The organism is Neisseria yangbaofengii, assembly GCF_014898075.1.
GTDB classification, from domain to species: domain Bacteria; phylum Pseudomonadota; class Gammaproteobacteria; order Burkholderiales; family Neisseriaceae; genus Neisseria; species Neisseria yangbaofengii.
Genome location: NZ_CP062976.1, coordinates 2096574 through 2120250, shown reverse-complemented (window position 1 = coordinate 2120250; position 23677 = coordinate 2096574). Strand labels below are relative to the sequence as shown.

The following is a 23677-nucleotide window of genomic DNA, read 5'->3' as shown; positions in this document are numbered from 1 at the left end:
TTCAAACTACTTGAATTCAGGTACTCTGAAACCCATATCAATGATTATCTTTCGATTGTGAAGGCCGATTGCCATGAGCAAAACCGTACATTATTTAAAAGACTATGCCGCGCCGGCGTTTTCGGTGCGCAAAACCGATTTGCATTTCGACATCAACGAGCATGACACGCGCGTCAAATCGCGTTTGGTTATCGAGCCGTTGGCGGCAGATGCGCCGTTGGTGTTGGACGGATCGGCAGAATTGCTGTCGTTTAAAATCGACGGGGAGGCGGTGGATTATGTGCTGGCCGATGAAAAACTGACCGTGGCGCAGATACCGTCTGAAAGCTTTGTGGTGGAAGTGGAAACGCGCGTTGTGCCGTCTGCAAACAAATCGCTGATGGGCTTGTATGCCAGCGGCGGCAATCTGTTTACCCAATGCGAGCCGGAAGGTTTCCGCAAGATTACTTTTTATCCCGACCGTCCGGATGTGATGTCGAAATTCACCATCACCATCGTGGCGGACAAAAAACGCTATCCGGTGTTGTTGTCCAACGGCAATAAGGTCGACAGCGGCACATATTCGGACGGCCGCCATTGGGTGAAATGGATTGATCCGTTTGCCAAACCGAGCTATCTGTTTGCGCTGGTGGCCGGTGATTTGGCCTTGACTGCCGATACGTTTACCACCCGAAGCGGCCGTGAAGTGGCGATTGAGTTCTACACTACCGAAGCGGATAAAGGTAAAGTGGCCTTTGCGGTGGAAGCGCTGAAAAACTCGATGGCGTGGGACGAAACGCGCTTCGGCTTGGAATACGACTTAGATATTTACATGGTCGTGGCTGTGGGCGATTTCAATATGGGCGCAATGGAAAACAAGGGTTTGAATGTTTTCAATACCAAATATGTGCTGGCCGACAGCCGCACTGCCACAGACGCTGATTTTGAAGGCATTGAAGCGGTTATCGGCCATGAATATTTCCACAACTGGACGGGCAACCGGGTGACCTGCCGCGATTGGTTCCAGCTGTCGCTCAAAGAAGGCTTGACCGTGTTCCGCGACCAAGAATTTTCCGGCGACCGCGCCAGCCGTGCCGTGCGCCGAATCGACAATGTACGTATGCTGCGTCAGCACCAATTCCCCGAAGATGCCGGCCCGACCGCGCATCCGGTGCGTCCGGCCAGCTATGAGGAAATGAACAATTTCTACACCATGACCGTGTATGAAAAAGGCGCGGAAGTGGTGCGCATGTATCACACGCTGCTGGGCGAAGAGGGCTTCCAAAAAGGCATGAAGCTCTATTTCAAACGCCATGACGGCCAAGCCGTGACTTGTGATGATTTCCGCAACGCGATGGCCGATGCCAATGAAATCAATCTCGACCAATTTGCCTTGTGGTACAGCCAGGCCGGTACGCCGACTTTAGACATCACAGGCCGTCTGAACAACAATGATTTTGTGTTGAGTATCAAACAAAGCATTCCGGCTACGCCCGATATGCCTGCTGCCGGGAAAAAGCCGATGATGATGCCGGTGAAAATCGGCTTGCTCAATCAACAAGGTGAAGCGGTTGAATTTGAGTATCAGGGCGAGCGCGTGAGTGAAGCGGTGTTGCTGCTGACCGAAGCGGAGCAGGAATTTGTGTTGGGCGGTGTCAACGAAGCCGTGGTGCCGTCATTGCTGCGCGGATTCTCTGCGCCGGTACATTTGAATTATCCTTACAGCGATGCCGACTTAGCTTTGCTATTGGCACACGATTCCGACGAATTCAGCCGTTGGGAAGCTGCGCAAACGCTGTATTCCCGCGCCGTTGCCGCCAATTTGGCCGCAATTGAAGCAGGCGAAGATTTGCCGCAGCATACAGGCTTGATTGAGGCGGTGAAGCAAGTTTTAACCAATGCCGGCTTGGCTGCCGCGTTTAAAGCCGTGTTGCTGCACGTGCCGTCTGAAAGCGAATTGTGGGATGAGGCGGATGACATCAACCCGTTGCATTACCACCAGGCACGCGAAGCCTTGCTGAATGCTTTGGCCGAAGCCTGCATCAACGAATTGGTTGAAACACGCGAATGGGCATTGGCGCAAGAAGCCGAAAGCGGCATTGATGCGCCGTATGAATACCATCCGGAATTGGCCGGTGTTCGTGCGCTGTTGGCGGCGGTGCGCTTGTTGGCGATTCGGGTCGAGCAGCATCAAACCATGCAGTTGGGCAATTACGAAGGTGAGCGGCGCGCCGATTACGAAGAATCTACCTGTACGCGTTTGCAATATTACATCACCCGCTACGAGCAGCTTTCACCGAATATGACCCATGAAATCAGCGTGTTGAATACGGTGAATCATTTGGAATATGCCGGCCGCAACACCTTGCTCGAACGCTTTGCCGAACGCTACGACGATGATGCGTTGGTGATGGACAAATACTTTATCCTGATTGGCGCCAGCCACCGCAGCGATACGCTGGCGCAAGTTCAGACGGCCTTAAATCATCCGAGATTCAGTTTGGAAAATCCGAACAAAGCGCGTTCATTGCTGGGCAGTTTCAGCCGCAACGTGCCGCATTTCCACGCTGAAAACGGCAGCGGCTACGCATTCTTGGCCGATAAAGTGATGGAAATCGACCGTTTCAATCCGCAAGTGGCGGCGCGTTTGGTACAGGCGTTTAATCTCTGCCGCAAACTCGAACCGCACCGCCGCACCTTGATGACTGCACAACTGCAACGCATTCAAGCGCAGGAAGGTTTGTCGAAAGACGTGGGCGAGATTGTGGGTAAGATTTTGGCTTGATGGTTTAAATAAAGAAAAGGCCGTCTGAAAGATAATCTTTCAGACGGCCTTTTGATTTGAAAATGTTATTCAGCCAATTCAGTTTGCTCGTGCGACATAATCTCTTGCCCCACGTCTTCCATCAGGCTTAAGTAACGTTCGTAGTTTTTCAGAATGTCGGCAATCAATTCTTCACGGCTCATGTATTGCACATCGTAGCCGGTACGGCCGTCTGAAAAATAAGTGACCGGTGCGTAGGTGGTGTTGCTGCGGATATGCGGCAGGTTGCTTTCTTGTACCAGTTGCTCGGCGATGCCGTAGCGTACGGATTTGATGCCGTATACAAAATTGCGCATGGTCGATTTCTCAATCACCAATTCAATCGATGGCTCTTCATCGGTCAGTGCTTCGGTGTTGACGTGCACGGTCAGGCCGTAGCCTTTGTTCATTTCCATACTCAATTCACGCATGGCCGGCAGGGCGGTGTATTTTATGAAGCTGTGGATATCCAATTCTTGAGATTGGTTGAGCATGGTTTGCAAACGCTCTTTCCAACGTTTGCCTGTCCAATAGCTGCTGGTCGGGGTAACCACGGCCTTAAAGTATTTTTGATCGGCTTCCAAGGCTTTCCATAAGCTGAAGGCCATCAGAATCATCAAAAATGCAAATGGTAAGGCGGTAATCAGGGTCATGGTTTGCAAAACGCTCATGCCGCCTGAATTGAGCAGGGCAATGGCAATCGCCGACATCAAAATCCCCCACATTACTGCCTGCCATTTTGGCGAAACCATGCTTTTATCGCGCGAAGCAATGCTGTTCAATACATAAATGCCGGAGTCGGCAGAGGTGATGAAGAACAGAGCAATGACGATCAGGGCAACGATGCTGCTCAGAGTAGGCAGTGGCAGATAGTCTAGGAAAACAAACAGCAGTTTTTCCGGCGAGGAAGTCAGGCCGGCTAGCGCGCCGTTGGCAACGTTGGTATCCAGCCAGATGGCGCTGTTACCGAAAACAGTAAACCACAACACGCAATACAAGCTTGGAATCACCAATACGCCGAAAATAAATTCGCGAATGGTGCGGCCGCGTGAAATACGGGCGATAAACAGGCCGACAAACGGCGCCCATGAACACCACCATGCCCAATAAAGTACGGTCCAGCCGTTGAACCAAGCGGTATTGCCGGGTTCGTACACATAGGTTTTGAAGCTCAGTTCAACCAAGCTGCTGATATAATCACCCAAGTTATTGCTGAATGCGCCCAGCAAGTGCAAGGTAGGGCCGGTACACAATACAAACAGCATTAACAACACGGCCAATATCAAGTTGGTTTCACTCAGGATTTTTACGCCTTTGCCCACGCCGGATACAGCCGAAGCAACCGCCAATGTCATTACGGCGATAATTACGATGACTTGCATGTCGAAGCTGTTTTCCGATATCCAGCCGATTTGTTGCAAGCCGGAGCCCAATTGAACGGCGCCGAAGCCTAAGGTAGTGATGATACCGAACAATGTGGTAATCAGCGCCATCACTTCAATGGAATCGCCTAGGCGGCCATTGATTTTGTCTTTTAAAATCGGATAAAAGCAAGAACGCAGAGCCAATGGGAGTTTATAGCGGAAGCCGAAATAGGCTAGTGCCAAGGCAATCACGCCGTAAATTGCCCAAGCATGAATACCCCAGTGGAAGAAGGTATGCAGCATAGCGGATTCCGCATTGCCATTACTGATGGGATCAGCATAGTGCGACAGTGGTTCGGCGACGCCGAAGAACATCAAACCGACACCCATACCCGCGGCAAACAGCATAGACAGCCACGACATGAATGAAAATTCAGGCTCTTCCTCGTCGGTACCCAGCTTGATGCTGCCCAGATTACTGATGGCAAGGAAAATCAGGAAAAAGAGAAAGATCGAAAAGGTCAAAATATAAAACCAGCTAAAGTGCTGGAAAATGCCTTCTTTCAGGAAATTAAGGATATTTTGCATCTCCGCCGGAAAAGCGAGTGTACCGACCAGCAATAGCACAACAAAGATTAATGTGGCGGCAATCACTATCGGGTTGAAAGAGGATTTATTTTGGACGAGCGAGTTAAGACTCATTAACTTCTCCATGTTGATATCACGTCGGATAGCGATATAAATTTCAGACGGCCTTCTGTAAACAGAAAAAGCGAAGGTAAGCAACAATTTAATCAAAGCAGTTAAATTGCTTTTTTGAGAAAATACTTGATAATTATAACAAATTAACGGTTTTCTGTAAAATTGCTGACAATTGGGCTTAATTCTTGAGACGTTTTCTGCTTTTATTTACCTGATTTTAAGTCGGGAAATGATGAAAAAATGCAGGCATAAAAGTTCGGAGAAATTATAGATTTTGATTTTTCTGAAGCCGGGATGTTCGAAACTTTGGTGGATTGGAAATGAAAAAGCAGTAAAGCAGACAATCAAAACCGCTTATTAAAAAGCAGGTTTAAATCGAGTCAATTACGGTATTATGTAGCAGTTGCACAAAGGCTAACAATACATCCGACCGCTGGAAAAACCGAATACCCTTAGTTCGCTAAGAGCAGTCGTTTATCCTATCAAGCAATAAATGTCAAGCAATAAATGCACCGTTTCACACACCGCCGATATACCGTACAAAACAGTTCGGCAAGCACAATGACTCCATCGGTTTTATTCAAGGAAAATGCCGGCTTTGGCATAAATTCACGGCTGCAAAATCGCCAACACAAGTCGCCCCCGTTTTCGGCACACAGGCAAATTCGGCGAAAAACAATGCAGGGCTTGCCGAAAAATACACGGCATTGCCGCAAAACGCCGCATAAAAACGACTACGGGCAGGTAATGCCGTCATAAAGGGGAGGTTTGTTTAGGTATTTGAAAACGTTGGGTTACGGCTTTGGGAAAGCCTGACCCGACTTACGTTTTTTTAATTCAAAAAGGTCGTCTGAAAACGCTAAATTGGTTTTCAGACGACTTTTGCAGATTCTCAGCGGTTTTTAAGCTGCCCCCAAACAGGTTTTTAATTAAAACATCATCCGACCGCTTTTGGTTTTTTCCGGAACATCTTGGATAACGTCCCAGTGCCCCACAATTTTGCCGTTTTCATCCAAGCGGAAAATATCCGCCACCGCTTCGCCACGGTCTTTATCGTCCATTTGGCTGTGAATGCGTAACCAAACCAAATCACCGTCCGCTGCCACACGTTTTACCGTGGCTTTGGATTGATCATAAACTCCTAATAATTAAATTGATTTGAAAAAATATCCCGTTGCCGTTTGGCTTGATGTGGCGTATTATATCCACTAACTTACTTTTTAAAAGTACTTACAAAAATGTAAGTATGAAAATAATTTGAAGAATTGATTTAATTAATTGATTTTTAAGGAAATAAAAATGAGCGAAAATTTAATTTATCCTGCTGAAAGGGGCGATGTGCTTGCCGCTGCTTGCCCTTCCCGCCAAATTTTGCAACATCTCACCAGCCGTTGGGGGGTGCTGATTATGGTAGTGCTAAGAGACGGCACGAAGCGCTTTAGCGAAATCCGCAACGCCATTGACGGCGTGAGCGAACGAATGCTGACCCAAACCCTGCAAAACCTTGAGCAAGACGGAATGCTAATCCGCAAATCCTACAACACCGTGCCGCCGCACGTGGATTACACCCTGACCCCTTACGGCGAACAAGCCGCCGAAAAAATTTATCATTTGGTGGATTGGCTGGAAGAGAATTTAGAAGCGATTTTGGCGGAAAGCCCGAAAGCGTGAAAATAATGCCGTTTGAATTGATTTTCAGACGGCATTTTGCCGAAAATTCAAAAAATCAGACCGCTTGCACAAAAAGAGCGGTCGATTTTTTGAGAGTTTTTTAAGAATGGAATGCCGTTTGAAAAGGGGATTTTCAGACGGCATTGTATTTTTTGCACAATTAATGCAGATATAAAATAAAGTTTTTAAAAACCACAAAATAAAAATGCAAAAATCCCTTGTTTTATGAAATAGGCTCATTTATAATGCGTTCAACTTAAATAATTTTGAAAAGGCACAGATGAAATATACAACTTTGGGCGATCTGGCTCAATTTCAAAGTGGCACGCCGCAATTTCGGATTACAGAAAGTAGTAAGTCGTCCGATCCGATTTATGACTACTATACGCAGAGCGATTTGGACGCGGATTTTTGGCGGATAGAAACGCCCACGGCTCAAAAACAAGTCCGCACCGCCGACAGCGTGGCACTGCTTAACGCAGGCGATACGCTGTTCAGTCTGATTTCGGGCAGGGCGGTGCGAGTGCAGGCAATTCATCAGGGGCGTTTATACACGCAAAACTATATCAAACTGACCCCAAACCCTGAGCTTGACGCTAATTATCTGGTTTATCTGATCAATGAAAATGCCGAGATCGCACGGCAATTTGGCTTGGGGCTGCAAGGTTCGCAGGTGCTGAAATACACGGTCAGACAGCTCAAAGCATTGCAACTGCCTGCCCTGCCAAGCCTGAAACAGCAAGAGATTATCGGCAGTATTTATCTTAAATCGCAGCGGCTTACCACGCTGAAAAAACAAATTGCCGACAACGAACACCGCCTTATTTTGGCACGGCTGACACAAGGAGCAAATAATGAGCAAGCATAACACGCCGAAATTACGCTTTGCCCAGTTTAGTGGGGATTGGGAGCAAAAGACGCTGGGGGATATTGCTAAGGTGGAGCGTGGTAAGTTTTCAGCAAGACCACGCAATGACCCTAAGTATTTTGGTGGTGATATTCCGTTTGTACAAACGGGTGATGTGAGTAATTCTTCTTTATTTTTAGATAATTACACTCAAACACTCAATGAATTAGGTTTATCAGTTAGCAAATTATTTGATGAAAATACGCTTTTAATTACTATCGCCGCCAATATTGGCGATACGGCAATAACCAGATTTAAAATGGCTTGTCCTGATAGCTTGGTTGCAATTTCACCTATTAAGGATATGAGCGATGTTTTCTTTTTAAAATACAGCCTAGATTTGCAAAAAGATAACTTGAATTCAAAAGCCACACAAAATGCTCAAAAAAATATCAATCTGCAGGTATTAAATCCTTTGCCGATTATGTTGCCAACTCCAGCCGAACAAACCGCCATTGGTAATTTTTTCCGCAAAATTGACCGCTTGATCGCCCTGAACGAGCAAAAACTTGAGCATACCCAAACGCTGAAAAAAGGACTTTTGCAAAAAATGTTCCCGCAAAACGGGCAAAATATTCCTGAAATTCGTTTTCCTCAATTTACTAACGCTTGGGAACTGGAAGAGTTGGGGAATGTGGTGGAAATTAACCCAAAATCCACATTACCAGATGAATTTGAATATGTGGATTTGGAATCAGTTATTGGCACTGAAATGATTGCACACCGTACTGAATACAAAAATTCAGCTCCGTCCAGAGCTCAAAGATTGGCACAAAAAGGCGATATTTTTTATCAAACGGTAAGACCTTATCAAAAAAATAATTATCTTTTTGAATTAAATTCTGGTGATAAAATTTTCGTTTTTTCAACTGGTTATGCTCAATTAAGACCAAGTGTAAGCAGTTATTTTTTATTTAGTTGTGTCCAAGAAGAAAATTTTGTTCGTAAAGTTTTGGATAAATGCACAGGCACAAGCTACCCAGCAATTAACGCCAATGACTTATCCAAGATTAGGGTTTACATTCCAACTAACCCAGCCGAACAAACCACCATCGGCGACTTTTTCAGACGGCTTGACGGGCTGATTACGCTTCATCAGCGTAAGTTAGAGCATTTAAAACAACTAAAAAAATCGCTATTACAGCAGATGTTTGTTTAAGGAGGCGTAATGATTCTTTATCACGGAAGCAATGTGCAAATTGTTGTGCCTGATTTGAGTAAGGGACGAAATCCGTTGGATTTTGGGCGTGGTTTTTATTTGACTTCAAGCCAAGAGCAGGCGACTAATTGGGCAAAACGTAAAACTGAACGCTTGCAAGAAGGTATTGCTTGTTTGAATATTTATGAATTTAATCAAGCATTGATTGGAGATTTATCGGTAAAAATTTTTGAACAGGCAGATGAATCTTGGCTTGATTTTATTGTGCAAAACCGCAACGAGACTTATCTGGGTGAAAGCTATGATATTGTAATCGGTCCTGTTGCTGATGATGGTGTTTTAAGGCTGATACGGCTTTATATGGAAGAATTTTATGACAAAGATGAGACCATTCGCCGTTTTAAAACCGAGCGACTGGACGATCAATATGTTTTTTGCACCCAAAAAGCGTTAAATTGTCTCACTTTTAAAGGAGCGATCATTTTATGAACAAAGCCGAGCAACTGATTATTGAAAAAATGATTGAAAATATTGTGGAGACCATCGCCCAAGAAAACGGCATTTCGCCTATGCAAGCGGTACACGAATTTTATGGGTCTGTAACGCATCAAATGCTAAAAGATGAAAAATTACAACTGTGGCAATTATCCAATAAAGGTTTATTGGATTTGTGGCATAACGAACGCACACACGGCAACCCAAGATTGTCCGTCTATTTATCATAAGGGGCAGATAATGAATGAAGAAACCAAATTTTTTATTTATTTGCTGGAAAATTATGCGTACGCCAAAAAAACCAATGCCGCCCAGATTTTGGCGTTATGGGACAGCCTAAATTTAACCGATCTGATTTTTAGCCAATATCCGATTTATCACATTGAGCGATTAGAAAATGCCTTTGATGACATTGATCAGATGATTTTGGAAAAACAGCGTTTATCACAACATTCAAATTAGGGAAAACCATGAGCATTCAAACCCACACCCCAAGCGAACAGGCTTTTGAAACAGAATTGATCAACTACATCACCACAGGCACGCTGACCACGCCCGAGCAGTTAGACGCAATAAACAGCAACGGCGTGATTAAAACACGACTGTGGCAATACGCCGAGCATATCAAAACCACCGAGGATTTATGGGCGAACTTTAAAGCAATTTTGGAAAAATTAAACCAAAACACGCTGAATCACCCGTTGAGCGTTAATGAATTTGCCCAAGTCAAAAAAATCATCAGCGATTTGGCGACCCCGTTCGCCGCTGGGCAGTTTTTATACGGTGTGAATGGCGTATCACAGATTGAAATTGATTTAGACGACGGCAGACACGTGTTTTTAACCGTATTTGATCAAAACCAAATCGGTGCGGGCGATACGGTGTATCAAGTGGTCAATCAGATTCAGCGACCTGCCAAAATTCCCGGCAAGCAAAGCCGTATTTTTGATACCACGCTACTGATTAACGGCTTGCCGATTATTCAAATTGAAGAGAAAAAAAATCTCCGTGATGTGAATGAAGCGTTAAATCAAATGCACCAATATATTGCCGAACATCAATATCGGGATATTTTTTCTACCTTGCAAATTTTGGTGGCGATAACGCCGAACAATGTGAAATATATGGCGAACACCACCGCCGATCGCTTTAATAAAGATTTTGCCTTTAACTGGCAACGCAAGGGCGATAACAGTGCCGTGCGTGATTGGCGTGAGTTTGCCGACAGTATGTTATCCATTCCGATGGCTCATCAGATGGCGACTAACTTTATGATTTTAGACGGCACAAAAAACAAGCAAATGCTGAAAGTAATGCGGCCGTATCAAGTTTATGCCACACAAAAAGTGATTCAGGCGTTAAAACGGGCGGATTTTAATTTCGGGCTGAACAAGCTGGGCTACGTGTGGCATACCACAGGTTCAGGCAAAACCATCACCAGCTTTAAAACAGCGTGGCTGGCGAGCCGCCACCCGAAAGTAGATAAAGTGGTGTTTTTGGTGGACAGAATCGCCCTGACCAATCAGACACTGGAAGATTATAAAGCCTATAATCCCGACAGCACAGACGGCATTGGTGCAATTAAAAACACCGATAACACCATCGATCTGCAACGCAAATTGAAAGAAAAAGGCGGCGGCATTATTGTTACTTCGGTGCAAAAACTGCAAACGCTGATTAAACGCCGTTCATTTACGCCGCCCGAGAAAAATATCGTGTTTATTGTGGACGAAGCTCACCGTTCCACAGGCGGAGAGGGATTTGAAGAGATTCAAAAAGCCTTTAAACATTCGGCTTGGGTCGGCTACACCGGCACACCGATGTTTGATGAAACCACCAACGGCAAACGCACGGGCGATATTTTTGGCGAGCTGTTGCACGCCTATACGATTAGAAATGCCATTGCCGATAAAAATGTGCTGGGCTTTAAAGTGGACTTTGCCACCACGATCAACACGGAGGCAATGAAAAATACCTATCTGCCCAAGTTCTACCGTGAAAAATATCCCGACTGGAGCGATGAAAAAATCAGCGACAAAATCGCCAATATGACCCCCGAAGATATGGACGACAGCATAAGCCCGAGTTTTTATGACGACAACCCCGATCACGTGAAATTAGTGGTGCAGGATATTTTTGAGCATTGGAAAAATCGTTCCGTTTGGGATAACGCAAGCCAAACCGCCCGTTACAATGCTATTTTGACCACACACGTCGGCGGCGGCAAAGCAAGCGGCAAAATGGCAATGATGTATTTCAACGAATTTATGCGGGTGAATGCAAAGCGTCGCGAGCAGGGCGAATTCACCCTGAAAGTGGCAGTAACTTACAGCCTAAACACCAGCAACAATAATACAATGGTTGAGAGTAACCAAGCATTGCACGAAGCCATTAAAGCCTACAACGCCGAATTTGGTACGAATTTCGGTTTGGACGATGTGGCAGGCTATGCCGAAGATGTGGCAAGCCGTCTGAATAAAAGTGCCTCCGACGGTAAATTTTTGGATATTGTGATTGTGATTGATCAGCTACTGACAGGCTTTAACGCCCCCGAGCTAAATACGCTGTATGTGGATAGAACCTTGAGAAGTGCGGGCTTAATTCAAGCCTATTCACGCACCAACCGCATAGCCAATAACAGCACAAAAACTTGGGGACGTATTGTTAATTACCGCTGGCCGACCTACAACGAAAAACTGATGAACGAAGCACTTGCCATCTATGCCGATGAAAGTTCTGCCAATTTGTCCGATGACGAACGCAAAGCAAGCAACCAAAAAGACGGCATTTTAGCCGCTGAATTCAGCAAAATCGCCGAAGAAACCCGAGAAATTGTGCAGAATCTGCGTGAAATGACCGCCGATTTCAACCATTTGCCGCCGTCTGATAAGGATCGCGAACAGATGATGAATGATCTGCGTCGCTATAACGCCAATATCGCCAAACTGAAGCAATATGACGCACAAAAAGACGACAGTGGCGAAGATATCGGCTTTGATTACGACAACCCCGAAGCACTGATTAACCATTTAGGTATGACCAGCGATGAAGAAATCGCACTCACCATTACCCTAACCAATGAATTAAAACGCTATTTTGCCGAAAGAGATAACGTCCCCGTTTGGCAAATTGAATTAGCGATGATTCACATTAAAGACATCAAAGTGGATTACGACTATCTGACAATGCTGGTCAATCAATTATTAGCACAGGTAGAAAAAGGCGACAGCCACGGTGCGGCACAAACCCGAAACGACTTACAGAAATTTGCTGACACTCTTGAAGATCGTACGCTCGCCGAGCAAATCACCACCGCCAGCGAATTGATTTGCCAAGGCGGATTTAATAAAAACGACATCAGCCCCGACACCGCCACCAGCACCGCCGGTTTTGACGGCTTGGCAATCATTGCCCAAGTCAATACCAAAGCCAAGCACAACCAATTTTTAGCCTTCCGCCTAAAATGGGGGCTGACTGATGTGATTACCAACGACGGCTTATCGGCACTCTTCGCCCGTCATCAATACGGCAAAGAAGATTTAAACGACTTAGGACAAATTGACAAACTGCTCACCGATGCCGCAGCCTTATACAGCGAATTTGCCCAAGACGACGAAATAGCCCAACTATCCAAAATCAAATACCGCAAACAGCTACGCGAAGCCCTGCATAAACTGGCGGATCAAGTGGTTGGGTATTCGGCATAAGGAAAGCATATGAACGACATACTGATTTACAACACCGAAGACGGCTTAACCAAAGTAGAACTGCACCTAAAAGACGGCACAATTTGGCTGTCTCAACTGGAAATGGCGGAACTGTTTGCCACCAGCAAACAAAATATCAGCAAGCATATCCAAGCGATTTTTGCCGAAGGTGAGCTTGATGAAAAAGTGGTTGTCAACTATCAGTTGACAACCACTAAACACGGAGCCATGCAGGATAATCTCCAAACCAGAAACGTCGGCTTTTACAATCTTGATGTTATTTTGGCGGTCGGCTATCGGGTGCGTTCGGCAAGGGGCGCACAATTCAGACGTTTTGCATCTGGCGTATTAAAACAATACCTAATAGAAGGTGCAGCACTGGATACCGAAAAGCTCTCTGGCGATTTGAATTATTTCAAAAAACTGCAAAAACGTATCAGAGACATACGCACCAGCGAACGCATATTTTATCAGCAGGTTTTAGATATTTTTGCCACCAGTATTGACTATGATGGCAAAAGCGACACTGCTAGAATATTTTTTCAGACAGTACAAAATAAAATGCTGTATGCGGTAACGGGTATGACCGCCCCCGAGCTGATTTTTAGCCGAATTGATGCGGATAAGCCTGATTTGGGTTTGACGAATTTTAAGGGAGATTATCCGAAAAAATCGGATCTGACCATTTCAAAAAACTACCTGAACGAAAAAGAGCTAAACCGCCTGAATTTGATTGTCTCCAGCTATTTGGATACTGCCGAATACCAAGCGGAAACCCAAACCGCTATGACAATGGCGGACTGGCAAGCCGAGCTTGACCGCTATTTGACTTTCCAACGGGCGGATATTTTGCAAGATAAAGGTAAAATCAGCCGAGAAACAGCCGAAGCCAAAGCCGATGCAGAATATCAAAAATACCGACAAAGTCATACACTAATCAGCAAAGTGCAGACAGATTACTTTAACGCCCTAAATCACCAGCTTAAAACGCTTGAAAAGTGATAACAAGTCAATTATCACAATCGGAGAGAAAATATGAACAAAATCAACAATATACCAAAACGGCGTTTCCCCCAATTTACGGACGCTTGGGAACAACGGAAATTGGGGGATATTGGTGCAGATTTTATTGGTGGGGGAACGCCCAATACAGGAAATGAAAGTTTTTGGAATGGTCAAATTCCTTGGGTTCAATCGTCAGATATTAAAGAAGATCATGTTTTGGATATTACGCCTAAAAAATTTGTTTCTGAGCAAGGATTACAAAAATCCGCAGCAAAACTAATCCCCAAAAATTCTATTGCAATCGTTACTAGAGTAGGCGTAGGCAAGGTTTCGCTAGTTCCTTTTGATTATGCAACAAGCCAAGATTTTCTATCTATTAGCAATTTAAAAATAGATGAATTATTTGCAACTTACGGCACTTACCGATTGTTAAAATCAGAAAGTAAGAAAGTTCAAGGCACATCAATTAAAGGGATTACAAAAGCCGATTTATTGCAAAAAACAATCAAAATCCCAACCAACCCAGCCGAACAAACCGCCATCGGCGACTTTTTCAGACGGCTTGACGGGCTGATTACGCTTCATCAGCGTAAGTTAGAGCATACCCAAACGCTGAAAAAGGGACTTTTACAAAAAATGTTCCCGCAAAACGGGCAAAACATTCCTGAAATTCGTTTTCCCCAATTTACGGACGATTGGGAACTGGAAGAGTTGGGAAAAGTTTTAGATTTGTTAAAAGATGGTACACACGGCACGCATAAAGATGTTCAAGAAACAGGAGCATTTTTATTAAGTGCGAAAAATATCAAAAATGGAAAAGTAAATTTTGATGAAACAGATAGAAAAATATCTTTGACGGATTTTCAATCAATTCATAAAAATTTTAATCTACAAAAAGGCGATGTTCTTTTAACAATAGTTGGTTCTATTGGGGAAACGGCTGTACTGGAAGATGTTGAAAACATTACATTTCAGCGTAGTGTTGCTTATTTGAGACCTAAAAAAGAGCTTCTGTCAGATTTTTTATTTTTTACAATTCAAACAGAGAAATTTCAAAATGAATTAAAAAAAAGGCAAGTTATTTCGGCTCAGCCTGGAATTTATTTAGGGGACTTGTCAATTATTCCCATTCAGACAACAACTCCAGCAGAACAAACCGCCATTGGCGGCTTTTTCAGACGGCTTGACAGGCTGATTACGCTTCATCAGCGTAAGCTAGAGCATTTAAAACAACTAAAAAAATCGCTATTACAGCAGATGTTTGTTTAAGGAGGCGTAATGAAACCGCCTTTTAGTTTGGATAACACCATGCTCAATTTGCTGGTGGAGATTTCGCAAAAATTTGGTTTTTTGCAATTTGAATATGAACGCAATTTACAACTGCGAAAACAAAACCGAATCCGATCGGTTTGGTCATCGGTAGCGATTGAAAATAACTCGCTAACGCTTGAGCAGGTCAGTGATGTGCTGGACGGCAAAGCCGTTTTTGCACCGCCCAAAGACATTCAAGAAGCCAAAAACGCTTATGATGCCTATGATGCCATGATGAGCTTTGATCCTTATTGCGTGGCGGATTTGTTGGCGGCTCATCGGCTGATGATGCAAGGTATTGCCGCCGATGCTGGGGCATTTCGCTCTGGCGATGTGGGGATTTTTAATAGCGGCGGCGGCTTGGTGCATGTGGGAGCAAGACCGCAATTTGTGCCAAAGTTGGTGGCGGATTTGCTCACATGGGCAAAAAATGACGATACGCCGATGTTGGTCAAAAGTGCGGTGGTACATTATGAACTTGAAGTCATTCACCCATTTAGCGACGGTAATGGACGTATGGGCAGGCTGTGGCAAAGTGTTATGCTTGCCAAATTCAATCCCTTATTTGCGTGGCTGCCTGTTGAGACGATGGTTCACGAAAACCAAGACGGCTATTATCGGGCATTAGGATCAGCGGACAAAGCCAATGATTCTACGGCGTTTGTGATGTTTATGCTGGAGATGATTAGTCAGACTTTGGATAAATATTCTACCGCTCACGTTCAAATGAGCGATAAAGTGAGCGATAAGATGAGCGATACACAATCGCCACTATTCGCCCAAGTGCATCGCCATTTGCTGCAGTATGGACAGATTGACAACGCTCAAGCACAGGTTTTATTGGGCAAATCTGCCGCCACGGTTCGCCGTTATTTGTCAAACTGGACAGCTCAAGGACTGTTGGAAGCTGTGGGTGAAAACAAACAGCGAATTTACCGACTGAATCAGCAAAATCAGCCGCTTAATGAATGAGCGATTTGATTTTTAACTTTGGTTTGACGGTTAAACTTGGGTTTTAACTTTGGTTTAACCTTACTTTTATCTTAATTTTTAATTTGACTAGGTGGAGTTTTTTTATGAGCAATATCCAAACCATTACCGCCAAACTGTGGGCAATGGCAAATGAACTGCGTGGCACAATGGACGCATCAGAATACAAAGATTATATTTTGGCGTTTATGTTCTATCGCTATTTATCCAAGCACCAAGAACAGTATTTGCTAGACAATGATCTTGTTACGGTTACCGCAGGGCAAAGCGTAAATGAGGCTTACGGCGAGCAAGCCGCAGGCGATGATTTAGACGATTATTTGGAAGAAATCGCCCAATCGCTGGGCTATGCCATTGCCCCAAAAGATACGTGGGACAGCCTTGTTACCCGTATTCATAATGCCGAAGTTGTGCCGAGCGATTATCAAGCCTTATTTGATAATTTCAATAGCAATGCGGCGATTAATGCCAATGCCGAAGCGGACTTTAGAGGCGTATTTGATGACATCAATCTAGGCAATTCCCGCCTTGGTGCAAGTACCAATGAGCGTGCCAAATCCTTAAGCGGTATTGTTACCTTGGTGGATAGCATTGATTATAAAGACGATGACGGCAAAGATATTTTGGGTGAAATCTATGAATATCTGATCGGGCAATTTGCTGCATCTGCCGGCAAAAAAGGCGGCGAATTCTACACGCCGCACCAAGTGTCTAAAATTTTGGCAAAATTGGTTACCGTAAACACCACGAAAAAAGCGGACGAATTTTTTATGGTGTACGACCCGACCATGGGTTCAGGTTCGCTACTTTTAACCGTGGGTAATGAATTGCCGGAAAATCAAGCCATTAAATACTACGGGCAGGAACTCAATACCACCACCTACAACTTGGCACGTATGAACCTGATGATGCACGGCGTATCCTATCAAAATATGACCCTGAAAAATGCCGACACCCTAGATAGCGACTGGCCGGACGGCGTGGATATGGACGGCGTGGACAAACCTTTGTGCAGTTTTGATGCGGTGGTCGCCAACCCACCTTACTCCGCCAACTGGGACAACCATGAACGCAAATTAAAAGACCCGCGCTTTTCGCCGTTTGGGGCGTTAGCACCAGCATCAAAAGCCGATTATGCCTTTATTTTGCACAGTCTTTATCATTTGAGCGATAACGGCACAATGGCGATTGTGCTACCGCACGGCGTATTGTTCCGTGGTGCGGCAGAAGGCAAAATCCGCAAGGCGATTATCGGCGATGACAAAACCACCGCACAGGGCAATTACTTGGATGCGGTGATTGGCTTGCCAGCCAATTTATTCTACGGCACCAGCATTCCGACCACTATTTTGGTCTTTAAGAAAAACCGCAAAAACAAAGATGTGTTGTTTATTGATGCGTCCAATGAATTTGAAAAAGGCAAAAACCAAAACCGCCTGACCGACGAACAGGTCGCCAAAATCATTGAGACCTACAAAAACCGCCAAAACGTGGACAAATACGCCTATGTCGCCAGCCGTGAAGAAATCATCGCTAACGACTATAATTTAAACATTCCACGTTATGTAGATACGTTTGAGCAGGAAGAAACCATCGATTTAGACGAAATCAACGCCCAAATCGCCCAAGATAAAGCCGAAATCGCCGCACTTGAAGCCGAAATCGCCGAGCAATTAAAACTGTTGGGCGTGGAAGTCTAATCAATCCATAACCCTAGCAAACAAAAAGCAATGCTCTAATGAGCGTTGCTTTTTTTTTGTGCTTTTTTTGGGGGGAAATGCGGACGATTGGGAACTGGAAGAGTTGGGGAATGTGGTGGAAATTAACCCAAAATCCACATTACCAGATGAATTTGAATATGTGGATTTGGAATCAGTTATTGGCACTGAAATGATTGCACACCGTACTGAATACAAAAATTCAGCTCCGTCCAGAGCTCAAAGATTGGCACAAAAAGGCGATATTTTTTATCAAACGGTAAGACCTTATCAAAAAAATAATTATCTTTTTGAATTAAATTCTGGTGATAAAATTTTCGTTTTTTCAACTGGTTATGCTCAATTAAGACCAAGTGTAAGCAGTTATTTTTTATTTAGTTGTGTCCAAGAAGAAAATTTTGTTCGTAAAGTTTTGGATAAATGCACAGGCACAAGCTACCCAGCAATTAACGCCAATGACTTATCCAAGATTAGGGTTTACATTCCAACTAACCCAGCCGAACAAACCACCATCGGCGACTTTTTCAGACGGCTTGACGGGCTGATTACGCTTCATCAGCGTAAGCATTAGCACATTATCATTTTTTCTCAATCCATAAAAAGTTAAGGCAAAATGAGCATTCCTTTTGATGAACCTAACTTTTATTTTTTAAGGAGAAACTATGAACACTTCAGCTAATCAACCAGAGCAAAACCCTAACGGCGAACTGTTTTATCACTATTACGAACGTTGGATACAGATTTATAAAGAAGGTGCGGTACGCAAAGTTACTCTGGCAAAATATCATATGACGCTTGATTGGGTCAAAAAACTTGCCCCCGAGCTGACATTGGAACAGATGAGCCGTATCAACTATCAAAAACTGCTCAACGACTACGCCCAAAACCACGAACGCCAAACCACGATGGATTTTCATCACCAGTTAAAAGGGGCAATTTTAGACGCTGTTGATGAAGGCATTATCAGCAAAGATCCCACCCGAAAAGCCATCATCAAAGGCAAAAACCCACGCCCGAAACGCCATAAATACCTAAACCAGTTTGAACTGCACAAATTGATTAGCGATCTGGATTTAACACCGCCGATCAGTTGGGATTGGCTGATTTTGCTGGTAGCCAAAACGGGTATCCGCTTTTCTGAAGCCCTTGCACTCACGCCACAGGATTTTGATTTTTCGCGACAAATTATGTCCATCAATAAAACGTGGAATTACAAAGATCACGGCGGATTTTTACCCACCAAAAACCGCTCGTCTGTGCGTAAAGTGCAGCTAGATTGGCAGACCATTATCCAATTTGCCGAGCTGACCAAAAACCTGCCCAAAGACGAACCGATGTTTGTTAAAGGCAGGGTTTTTAATTCCACGGTGAATAATGTGCTGATCCGCCATTGCCAAAATGCTGGCTTGCCTGCCATTTCTATCCACGGACTGCGGCATACGCACGCTTCTTTGTTGCTATTTGCCGGCGTATCTATCGCCAGCGTTGCCAGAAGATTGGGACACGCCAGTATGACCACCACCCAAAAAACCTACTTGCACATTATTCAAGAGCTGGAAAATAAAGACATTGATTTGGTGATGCGGTCAATTTCTAGTTTGTAATTGTGAGTGATTTCACCAAGAGGAAATGCCGTTTAAACAGGGGAATAGACGGTATTTTGCAGAAAATTTGAAAAATAAGACCGCTTGTACAAAAAGAGCGGGCGGTTTTTGTAGGTTGAGTTAGCGAGGCACAAGCGTAACCCAACTTTATTTAACTATTTGAAAACGTTGGGTTACGGCTTTCAAAAGCCTAACCCAACCTACCGACATTCAAAATATCTTCACAAAACCCCAAAAAAGCCTTCACCACCGCAGACGGATGGCGGTGGGCAGGATAAATGGCGTGGACAGGATAAGTCGTTGCTGGGTAGTCGCTTAACAGCTCCACTAAGCCGAATTTTTCGACAAGTTCGCTTGCCATATAGTCGGGCAGTTGGCAGATGGCATGGGCGGTTTTGGCTTGGTGGGCGATGGCGTACACATCGTTTGAGGTAAAAATCGGCTCGATTTTGACCGCTTGATCGCCTAAGTGTAGCGTGGCGGTTTTTTGCCCTGCTCTAGCCCAGCAAGCAAAGGGAAGTGCGGCGAGATCTTCAGGCATTTGCGGCGTGCCGTGTTTGGCGAGAAAATCAGGGTGGGCGAGCAGTATCGATTTTAGTTCCATTATCTTGCGAGCGATGACGTTTTCGGTGCGTAAATCGCCCATTCGAAACGCCACATCGATGCCGTCTTCAATCAAATCCAATACCCGATCCGTCGCCTGACAATGCACCTTAACTTGCGGATAGGCCGTCTGAAAAGCGACAATCGCCGACCAAATCGGCTCGCAGGCGGACACCGTGGAAACTCGCAGATAACCGCTCAACGCTTGCTGGTCGCCGACAAAATCTTGCGTGGCTTGGGTTAAATTATCCAAACTCAAATAGACTTTTTCATAAAGCTGCAAACCCAGTGCGGTGGGTTTTACGCCCGTTTTGTAGCGGTCAAACAGCTGAGTACGCAGTGATTTTTCAAATTCGGCAATACGGCGGCTCACCGTCGCCACAGGCATTTCAAGCTGTTCGGCGGCTTTGGAAAAACTTTGGGCTTGGCAGACGGCGACGAATAATCGTAGGTTGTTTAAGTCCATTTTATCTTCTCAGTTTTGCAAATTAGGTTATTATTTTAACGTCTTTTCATAAAAATTTGAAAAGATATAACGCCGCTACCAAGTCATCTAATTTGTTTATATTAAAGAAAAAATCCGGCTTATCAAATTGAGTACCGATGATAAAGGCGGGCTTATCACTAAAGCAGACATAAAAAAGGGCGGGTTTCGCTGTGGATTGCGTTTTGATGGCAAAAAGCCAAAATAAAACCCGCAAAATTTTGCGGGTTGTGTTAGTGGTTTATCCAATCGAAGCCTGTTCAATGATTTTTACTATTTTGTCGCTTTCAAATTGCGTTGCAAATTTTACTTTGATACGGGCATTGGTATTCATTGCCTCAAACCACCGCTCGGCGTGCTTGATTTTTTGCTTTTCGGTTTGGCGTAAATGGCTCTCGCCCGCCACGCCTTTACTTTCCACCACTAAGTTTAATGTTTCGCCGTTGCGGGTTTTGACAATATAGGCAAAATCGGGCGAATAGGTTTTGCCGCCCGCCACAGGGATTTTAATGGCTTCTTTGGGGATTTTGGTAAAAACGGTAACTTCTTGAATTTCGCCATCAGTGATGTTTTGATGTTCGATTTCGCTGTCAAAAAACACTTTGTCAAACAAAAAGCTATCCAATGGCAGTTCGTTTTCGCTGACTACCCCCCAATCTTGGTTGATGTTGATTTCGGATAATACCTTGCCCTGTTTGTCAGTGAGCTTGGTCGGATGTACTTGACTGCTGATTTTTTGATAACCCACTTCAAACCTGCTTAACGAATGTGCCAACAAATAATCATTAAAGCCAAATACGATAAAGCGTATCGTGTCATCATTCATAAACTTGGCAATATCAAGTTCATCTTTTAACTCGAAAAAGGCTTGGTGCAAGGTGTGCATTCGTATGTAGGCTTTTTGGGCAAGTTTGGTCAAAAACTCGCGATAACTCATCGTTACAATCGGCTCAAACCATTCATTTTCCACGCTTGTTTGAGTTTGAAAATCAATCCGATTATCCGCCGTTTTAATCATCTTTTGCGTCTGAATGTGGATACCTGTGGCGGTAAAACGCTTTTGGTTTTCCTTTAAAAATGCCTTAAACAACGCCAGTGTATCGCTCTCACTCATTCTGTACTGCAAAACCGCTTTTTGATGAATGGCTTCCCATAACGCCTTTAATTCATCGTATTTACCGATACGCACGGCAACTTTGGTTTTGGATTTATCTTTACTGTCGCTGATTTTGCCGTTTTTGAGTGTCGCCACCGTAAAGGCATTGGGGAATTGGCGTTTTAATTGTTCAAAACCGCCACTTGTAAAATTATCGTCATCATCAATCACACCCGCTTCATACAGCTCATTCATTAATGGGCGTTTCTTAACATCAGGATAAACAGATTTGATTTTTTCAAACAACGCATCGCTTAACTTCTCATAAATCACTTCCTGCTCGCCCGATTGGTTGATTTCCGCTTTTAGTTTAGCGACAAAATCGCTTTCAGAGCTGTCCACAAAATAATGCAGTTTAAAATCGCCGTCTTTAACACGGCTCATATATTCATTGACCGGTAAACGCAGACCTCGCCCCACTTCTTGCAGCTTACTGGTTTCCGACCCGCTGGAACGCAGTTTACAAATACCGAACACATTGGGATTATCCCAACCTTCACGCAAGGTCCATTTTGAAAAAATAAAACGGCGTGGATTATCCAGCGAAAGCAAACTTTCTTTATCGTGCAGGATTTCGTTAATTTCTTGGGCGATTTTTTCATCGTCCACGCTATTGTCTTTGGAAAAATAACCGCCGTGCGTCGCCGATACATCGTTTAGCACTGCCTGCAAAGAGCGGTAGAACGCCGTTCCTTCCTCCGCCGTTTCCAATGCCTTTTGGGCTTCTGCACGCACCATCTGCTCAAAACGGTTTTTCAGACTGCCTGCAATCTTACCGCCATCACGATAGCCTGCAATGTCATCGATAAAAAACAGCGTTAAAGGCTTGATTTTATCTGCTCGGTCTAAGAGCAGGCGTTCATTGTCAAAATGCACACGCACCGCTTGGCGCATCATCGCATCGGTTACTTTATTGGCATAAGAAAACGGTTTAAACGTATCGCCTGCCTCCAATTCCATCGCATCATTTAATGTGATGAGTGATTTTTTGGCGTGAATGCTGGTCAAATTCAAGTCATCAATTAAGTGATGTACCTTTTGCAGGCTTTCGCCTTGTGATAAACGAAATTCCTGCTTATTGCCATTTTGGTTTAATTCAAACAATACCGAATGGTTGTCTAATTTTTTAATAAATTTAATCTTGGTTTTGTCATCGCCGTCAACGGTTTGAATATGAGCCTTCACCCCTTTAACCAAATCCTGATTAAACGCATCAACGGCACTCAAGCGGTAAATCAGATTTTTAAATTTATCGTTAAAAGTCGCCCCATATCGCAAGATGTATTGTGGCGAAAAGCTCATTAAACCTTGCCAAGTTTTATTGCCGTCATCAAAACGGTGCGGTTCATCAATAATCAAAATCGGATTAACAGACGCAATGGCTTCAAAAGGCTTATCAAATTTATCTTTAAGCAACATACTGCCGTCGTTGCCACTGTCCTCGCCTTTCATCGTTTTACTGTTCACCATGCCCATATTCAGTAGCAACACATGGATTTTATCGGTTTTGTCTGCCTGCACAAACCGCACGATTTCAGACGGCATCGGACTAATTCGCTTGCCTTTTTTTGCCTTTTGGCTTTCTACCACATATAGCTCGATTTGGGCTTGTCCATAGGCATTGTCAAAATCTAAGCGGAAATGGTTTTTGAGCGCATCCGATTTTAAAAACTGCTCCGTCCCTGCCTTAATGGATAAAGTCGGCACGACAATCACAAACTTATACACGCCAAGCATTTTGTGCATTTCATACATCGTTTGGGTATAGGTATAGGTTTTGCCGGTGCCTGTTTCCATAGAGATGTCTAACACATTAGAAAAATCAGGCGTTTTATCAATGGCATTTACCTTTTGAATTTGGCAGATATTGTCTTGATATTGCTTTCCCGATAATGTCAAAGTCGGATTTTCACCCTTATCGTTATCCTGTTTATTGGTGTGATGAAAAACGCTTAATACCGAACTGACCGCCTGTTGCTGATGGGGCAAATGCTTTTCGTAGTGAAATCCTTTTTTCAT

Annotated in this window: 18 protein-coding genes; 14 read left to right on the top strand and 4 right to left on the bottom strand. The window is 44.3% G+C overall.

Annotation, left to right across the window (positions count from 1 at the left end; all coding sequences use genetic code 11):
- Positions 1-73: 73 nt before the first annotated feature.
- Positions 74-2764 (top strand): aminopeptidase N, encoded by a 2691-nt coding sequence (pepN, locus tag H4O27_RS10380; RefSeq protein ID WP_165010647.1) that lies wholly within the window; start codon positions 74-76, stop codon positions 2762-2764.
- Positions 2765-2829: 65 nt separating this feature from the next.
- Here the strand turns inward: pepN and H4O27_RS10375 are convergent, their stop codons facing one another.
- Together H4O27_RS10375 and H4O27_RS10370 are read right to left on the bottom strand one after the other, a co-directional pair.
- Positions 2830-4848, bottom strand: a complete 2019-nt coding sequence (locus H4O27_RS10375) for a BCCT family transporter (protein WP_165010645.1) — start codon at positions 4846-4848, stop codon at positions 2830-2832.
- 929 nt (positions 4849-5777) lie between these two features.
- Complete coding sequence (locus tag H4O27_RS10370) at positions 5778-5954, bottom strand: nuclear transport factor 2 family protein (RefSeq protein ID WP_206224768.1); 177 nt, start codon at positions 5952-5954, stop codon at positions 5778-5780.
- 193 nt (positions 5955-6147) lie between these two features.
- On the opposite strand from H4O27_RS10370, the gene H4O27_RS10365 reads away from it, so the two are divergent.
- The 13 genes from H4O27_RS10365 to H4O27_RS10300 all read left to right on the top strand — a co-directional run bounded on the left by H4O27_RS10365 (position 6148) and on the right by H4O27_RS10300 (position 19415).
- Positions 6148-6519 carry a winged helix-turn-helix transcriptional regulator gene (locus H4O27_RS10365; protein WP_165010644.1) on the top strand — a complete coding sequence of 124 codons (372 nt, stop codon included), beginning with the start codon at positions 6148-6150 and terminating at the stop codon, positions 6517-6519.
- Positions 6520-6799: 280 nt separating this feature from the next.
- On the top strand, positions 6800-7387 hold the full coding sequence (locus H4O27_RS10360) for a restriction endonuclease subunit S (protein WP_165010642.1): 588 nt from the start codon (positions 6800-6802) through the stop codon (positions 7385-7387).
- Positions 7374-8585, top strand: coding sequence for a restriction endonuclease subunit S (locus H4O27_RS13195; protein WP_226883399.1), 1212 nt, complete (start codon positions 7374-7376; stop codon positions 8583-8585). The genes H4O27_RS10360 and H4O27_RS13195 overlap by 14 nt, the downstream gene beginning before the upstream one ends.
- A 9-nt stretch (positions 8586-8594) precedes the next feature.
- Entirely contained in the window at positions 8595-9074 is a 480-nt protein-coding gene (locus tag H4O27_RS10345) for a DUF3990 domain-containing protein (protein ID WP_165006518.1), read from the top strand.
- Positions 9071-9310 carry a hypothetical protein gene (locus tag H4O27_RS10340; RefSeq protein WP_165006515.1) on the top strand — a complete coding sequence of 80 codons (240 nt, stop codon included), beginning with the start codon at positions 9071-9073 and terminating at the stop codon, positions 9308-9310. Before H4O27_RS10345 ends, H4O27_RS10340 begins: the two co-directional genes overlap by 4 nt.
- 10 nt (positions 9311-9320) lie before the next feature.
- Positions 9321-9542 carry a DUF3791 domain-containing protein gene (locus H4O27_RS10335; RefSeq protein WP_165006512.1) on the top strand — a complete coding sequence of 74 codons (222 nt, stop codon included), beginning with the start codon at positions 9321-9323 and terminating at the stop codon, positions 9540-9542.
- A gap of 8 nt (positions 9543-9550) precedes the next feature.
- Positions 9551-12787: a type I restriction endonuclease subunit R, EcoR124 family gene (locus tag H4O27_RS10330; RefSeq protein ID WP_165006509.1), complete on the top strand. Its 3237-nt coding sequence runs from the start codon at positions 9551-9553 to the stop codon at positions 12785-12787.
- A gap of 9 nt (positions 12788-12796) precedes the next feature.
- Entirely contained in the window at positions 12797-13789 is a 993-nt protein-coding gene (gene rhuM / locus H4O27_RS10325) for a RhuM family protein (RefSeq protein WP_165006506.1), read from the top strand.
- Between the two features lie 33 nt (positions 13790-13822).
- Entirely contained in the window at positions 13823-15061 is a 1239-nt protein-coding gene (locus H4O27_RS10320) for a restriction endonuclease subunit S (protein ID WP_165006503.1), read from the top strand.
- Between the two features lie 9 nt (positions 15062-15070).
- The gene (locus H4O27_RS10315) at positions 15071-16075 is read left to right on the top strand and encodes a Fic family protein (protein ID WP_165006500.1); all 1005 of its coding nucleotides are present in this window, start codon (positions 15071-15073) and stop codon (positions 16073-16075) included.
- 104 nt (positions 16076-16179) lie between these two features.
- On the top strand, positions 16180-17793 hold the full coding sequence (locus H4O27_RS10310; RefSeq protein WP_165006497.1) for a type I restriction-modification system subunit M: 1614 nt from the start codon (positions 16180-16182) through the stop codon (positions 17791-17793).
- Between the two features lie 58 nt (positions 17794-17851).
- On the top strand, positions 17852-18382 hold the full coding sequence (locus H4O27_RS10305; protein ID WP_226883398.1) for a restriction endonuclease subunit S: 531 nt from the start codon (positions 17852-17854) through the stop codon (positions 18380-18382).
- A gap of 91 nt (positions 18383-18473) precedes the next feature.
- Positions 18474-19415, top strand: a complete 942-nt coding sequence (locus H4O27_RS10300) for a site-specific integrase (protein ID WP_165006494.1) — start codon at positions 18474-18476, stop codon at positions 19413-19415.
- 190 nt (positions 19416-19605) lie between these two features.
- On the opposite strand, the gene H4O27_RS10295 is transcribed toward H4O27_RS10300, so the two are convergent.
- The gene (locus tag H4O27_RS10295; protein ID WP_165006491.1) at positions 19606-20484 is read right to left on the bottom strand and encodes a LysR family transcriptional regulator; all 879 of its coding nucleotides are present in this window, start codon (positions 20482-20484) and stop codon (positions 19606-19608) included.
- Positions 20485-20743: 259 nt separating this feature from the next.
- A complete protein-coding gene (locus tag H4O27_RS10290; protein ID WP_165006488.1) occupies positions 20744-23677 on the bottom strand; it encodes a type III restriction-modification system endonuclease in 2934 nt (977 codons plus the stop codon).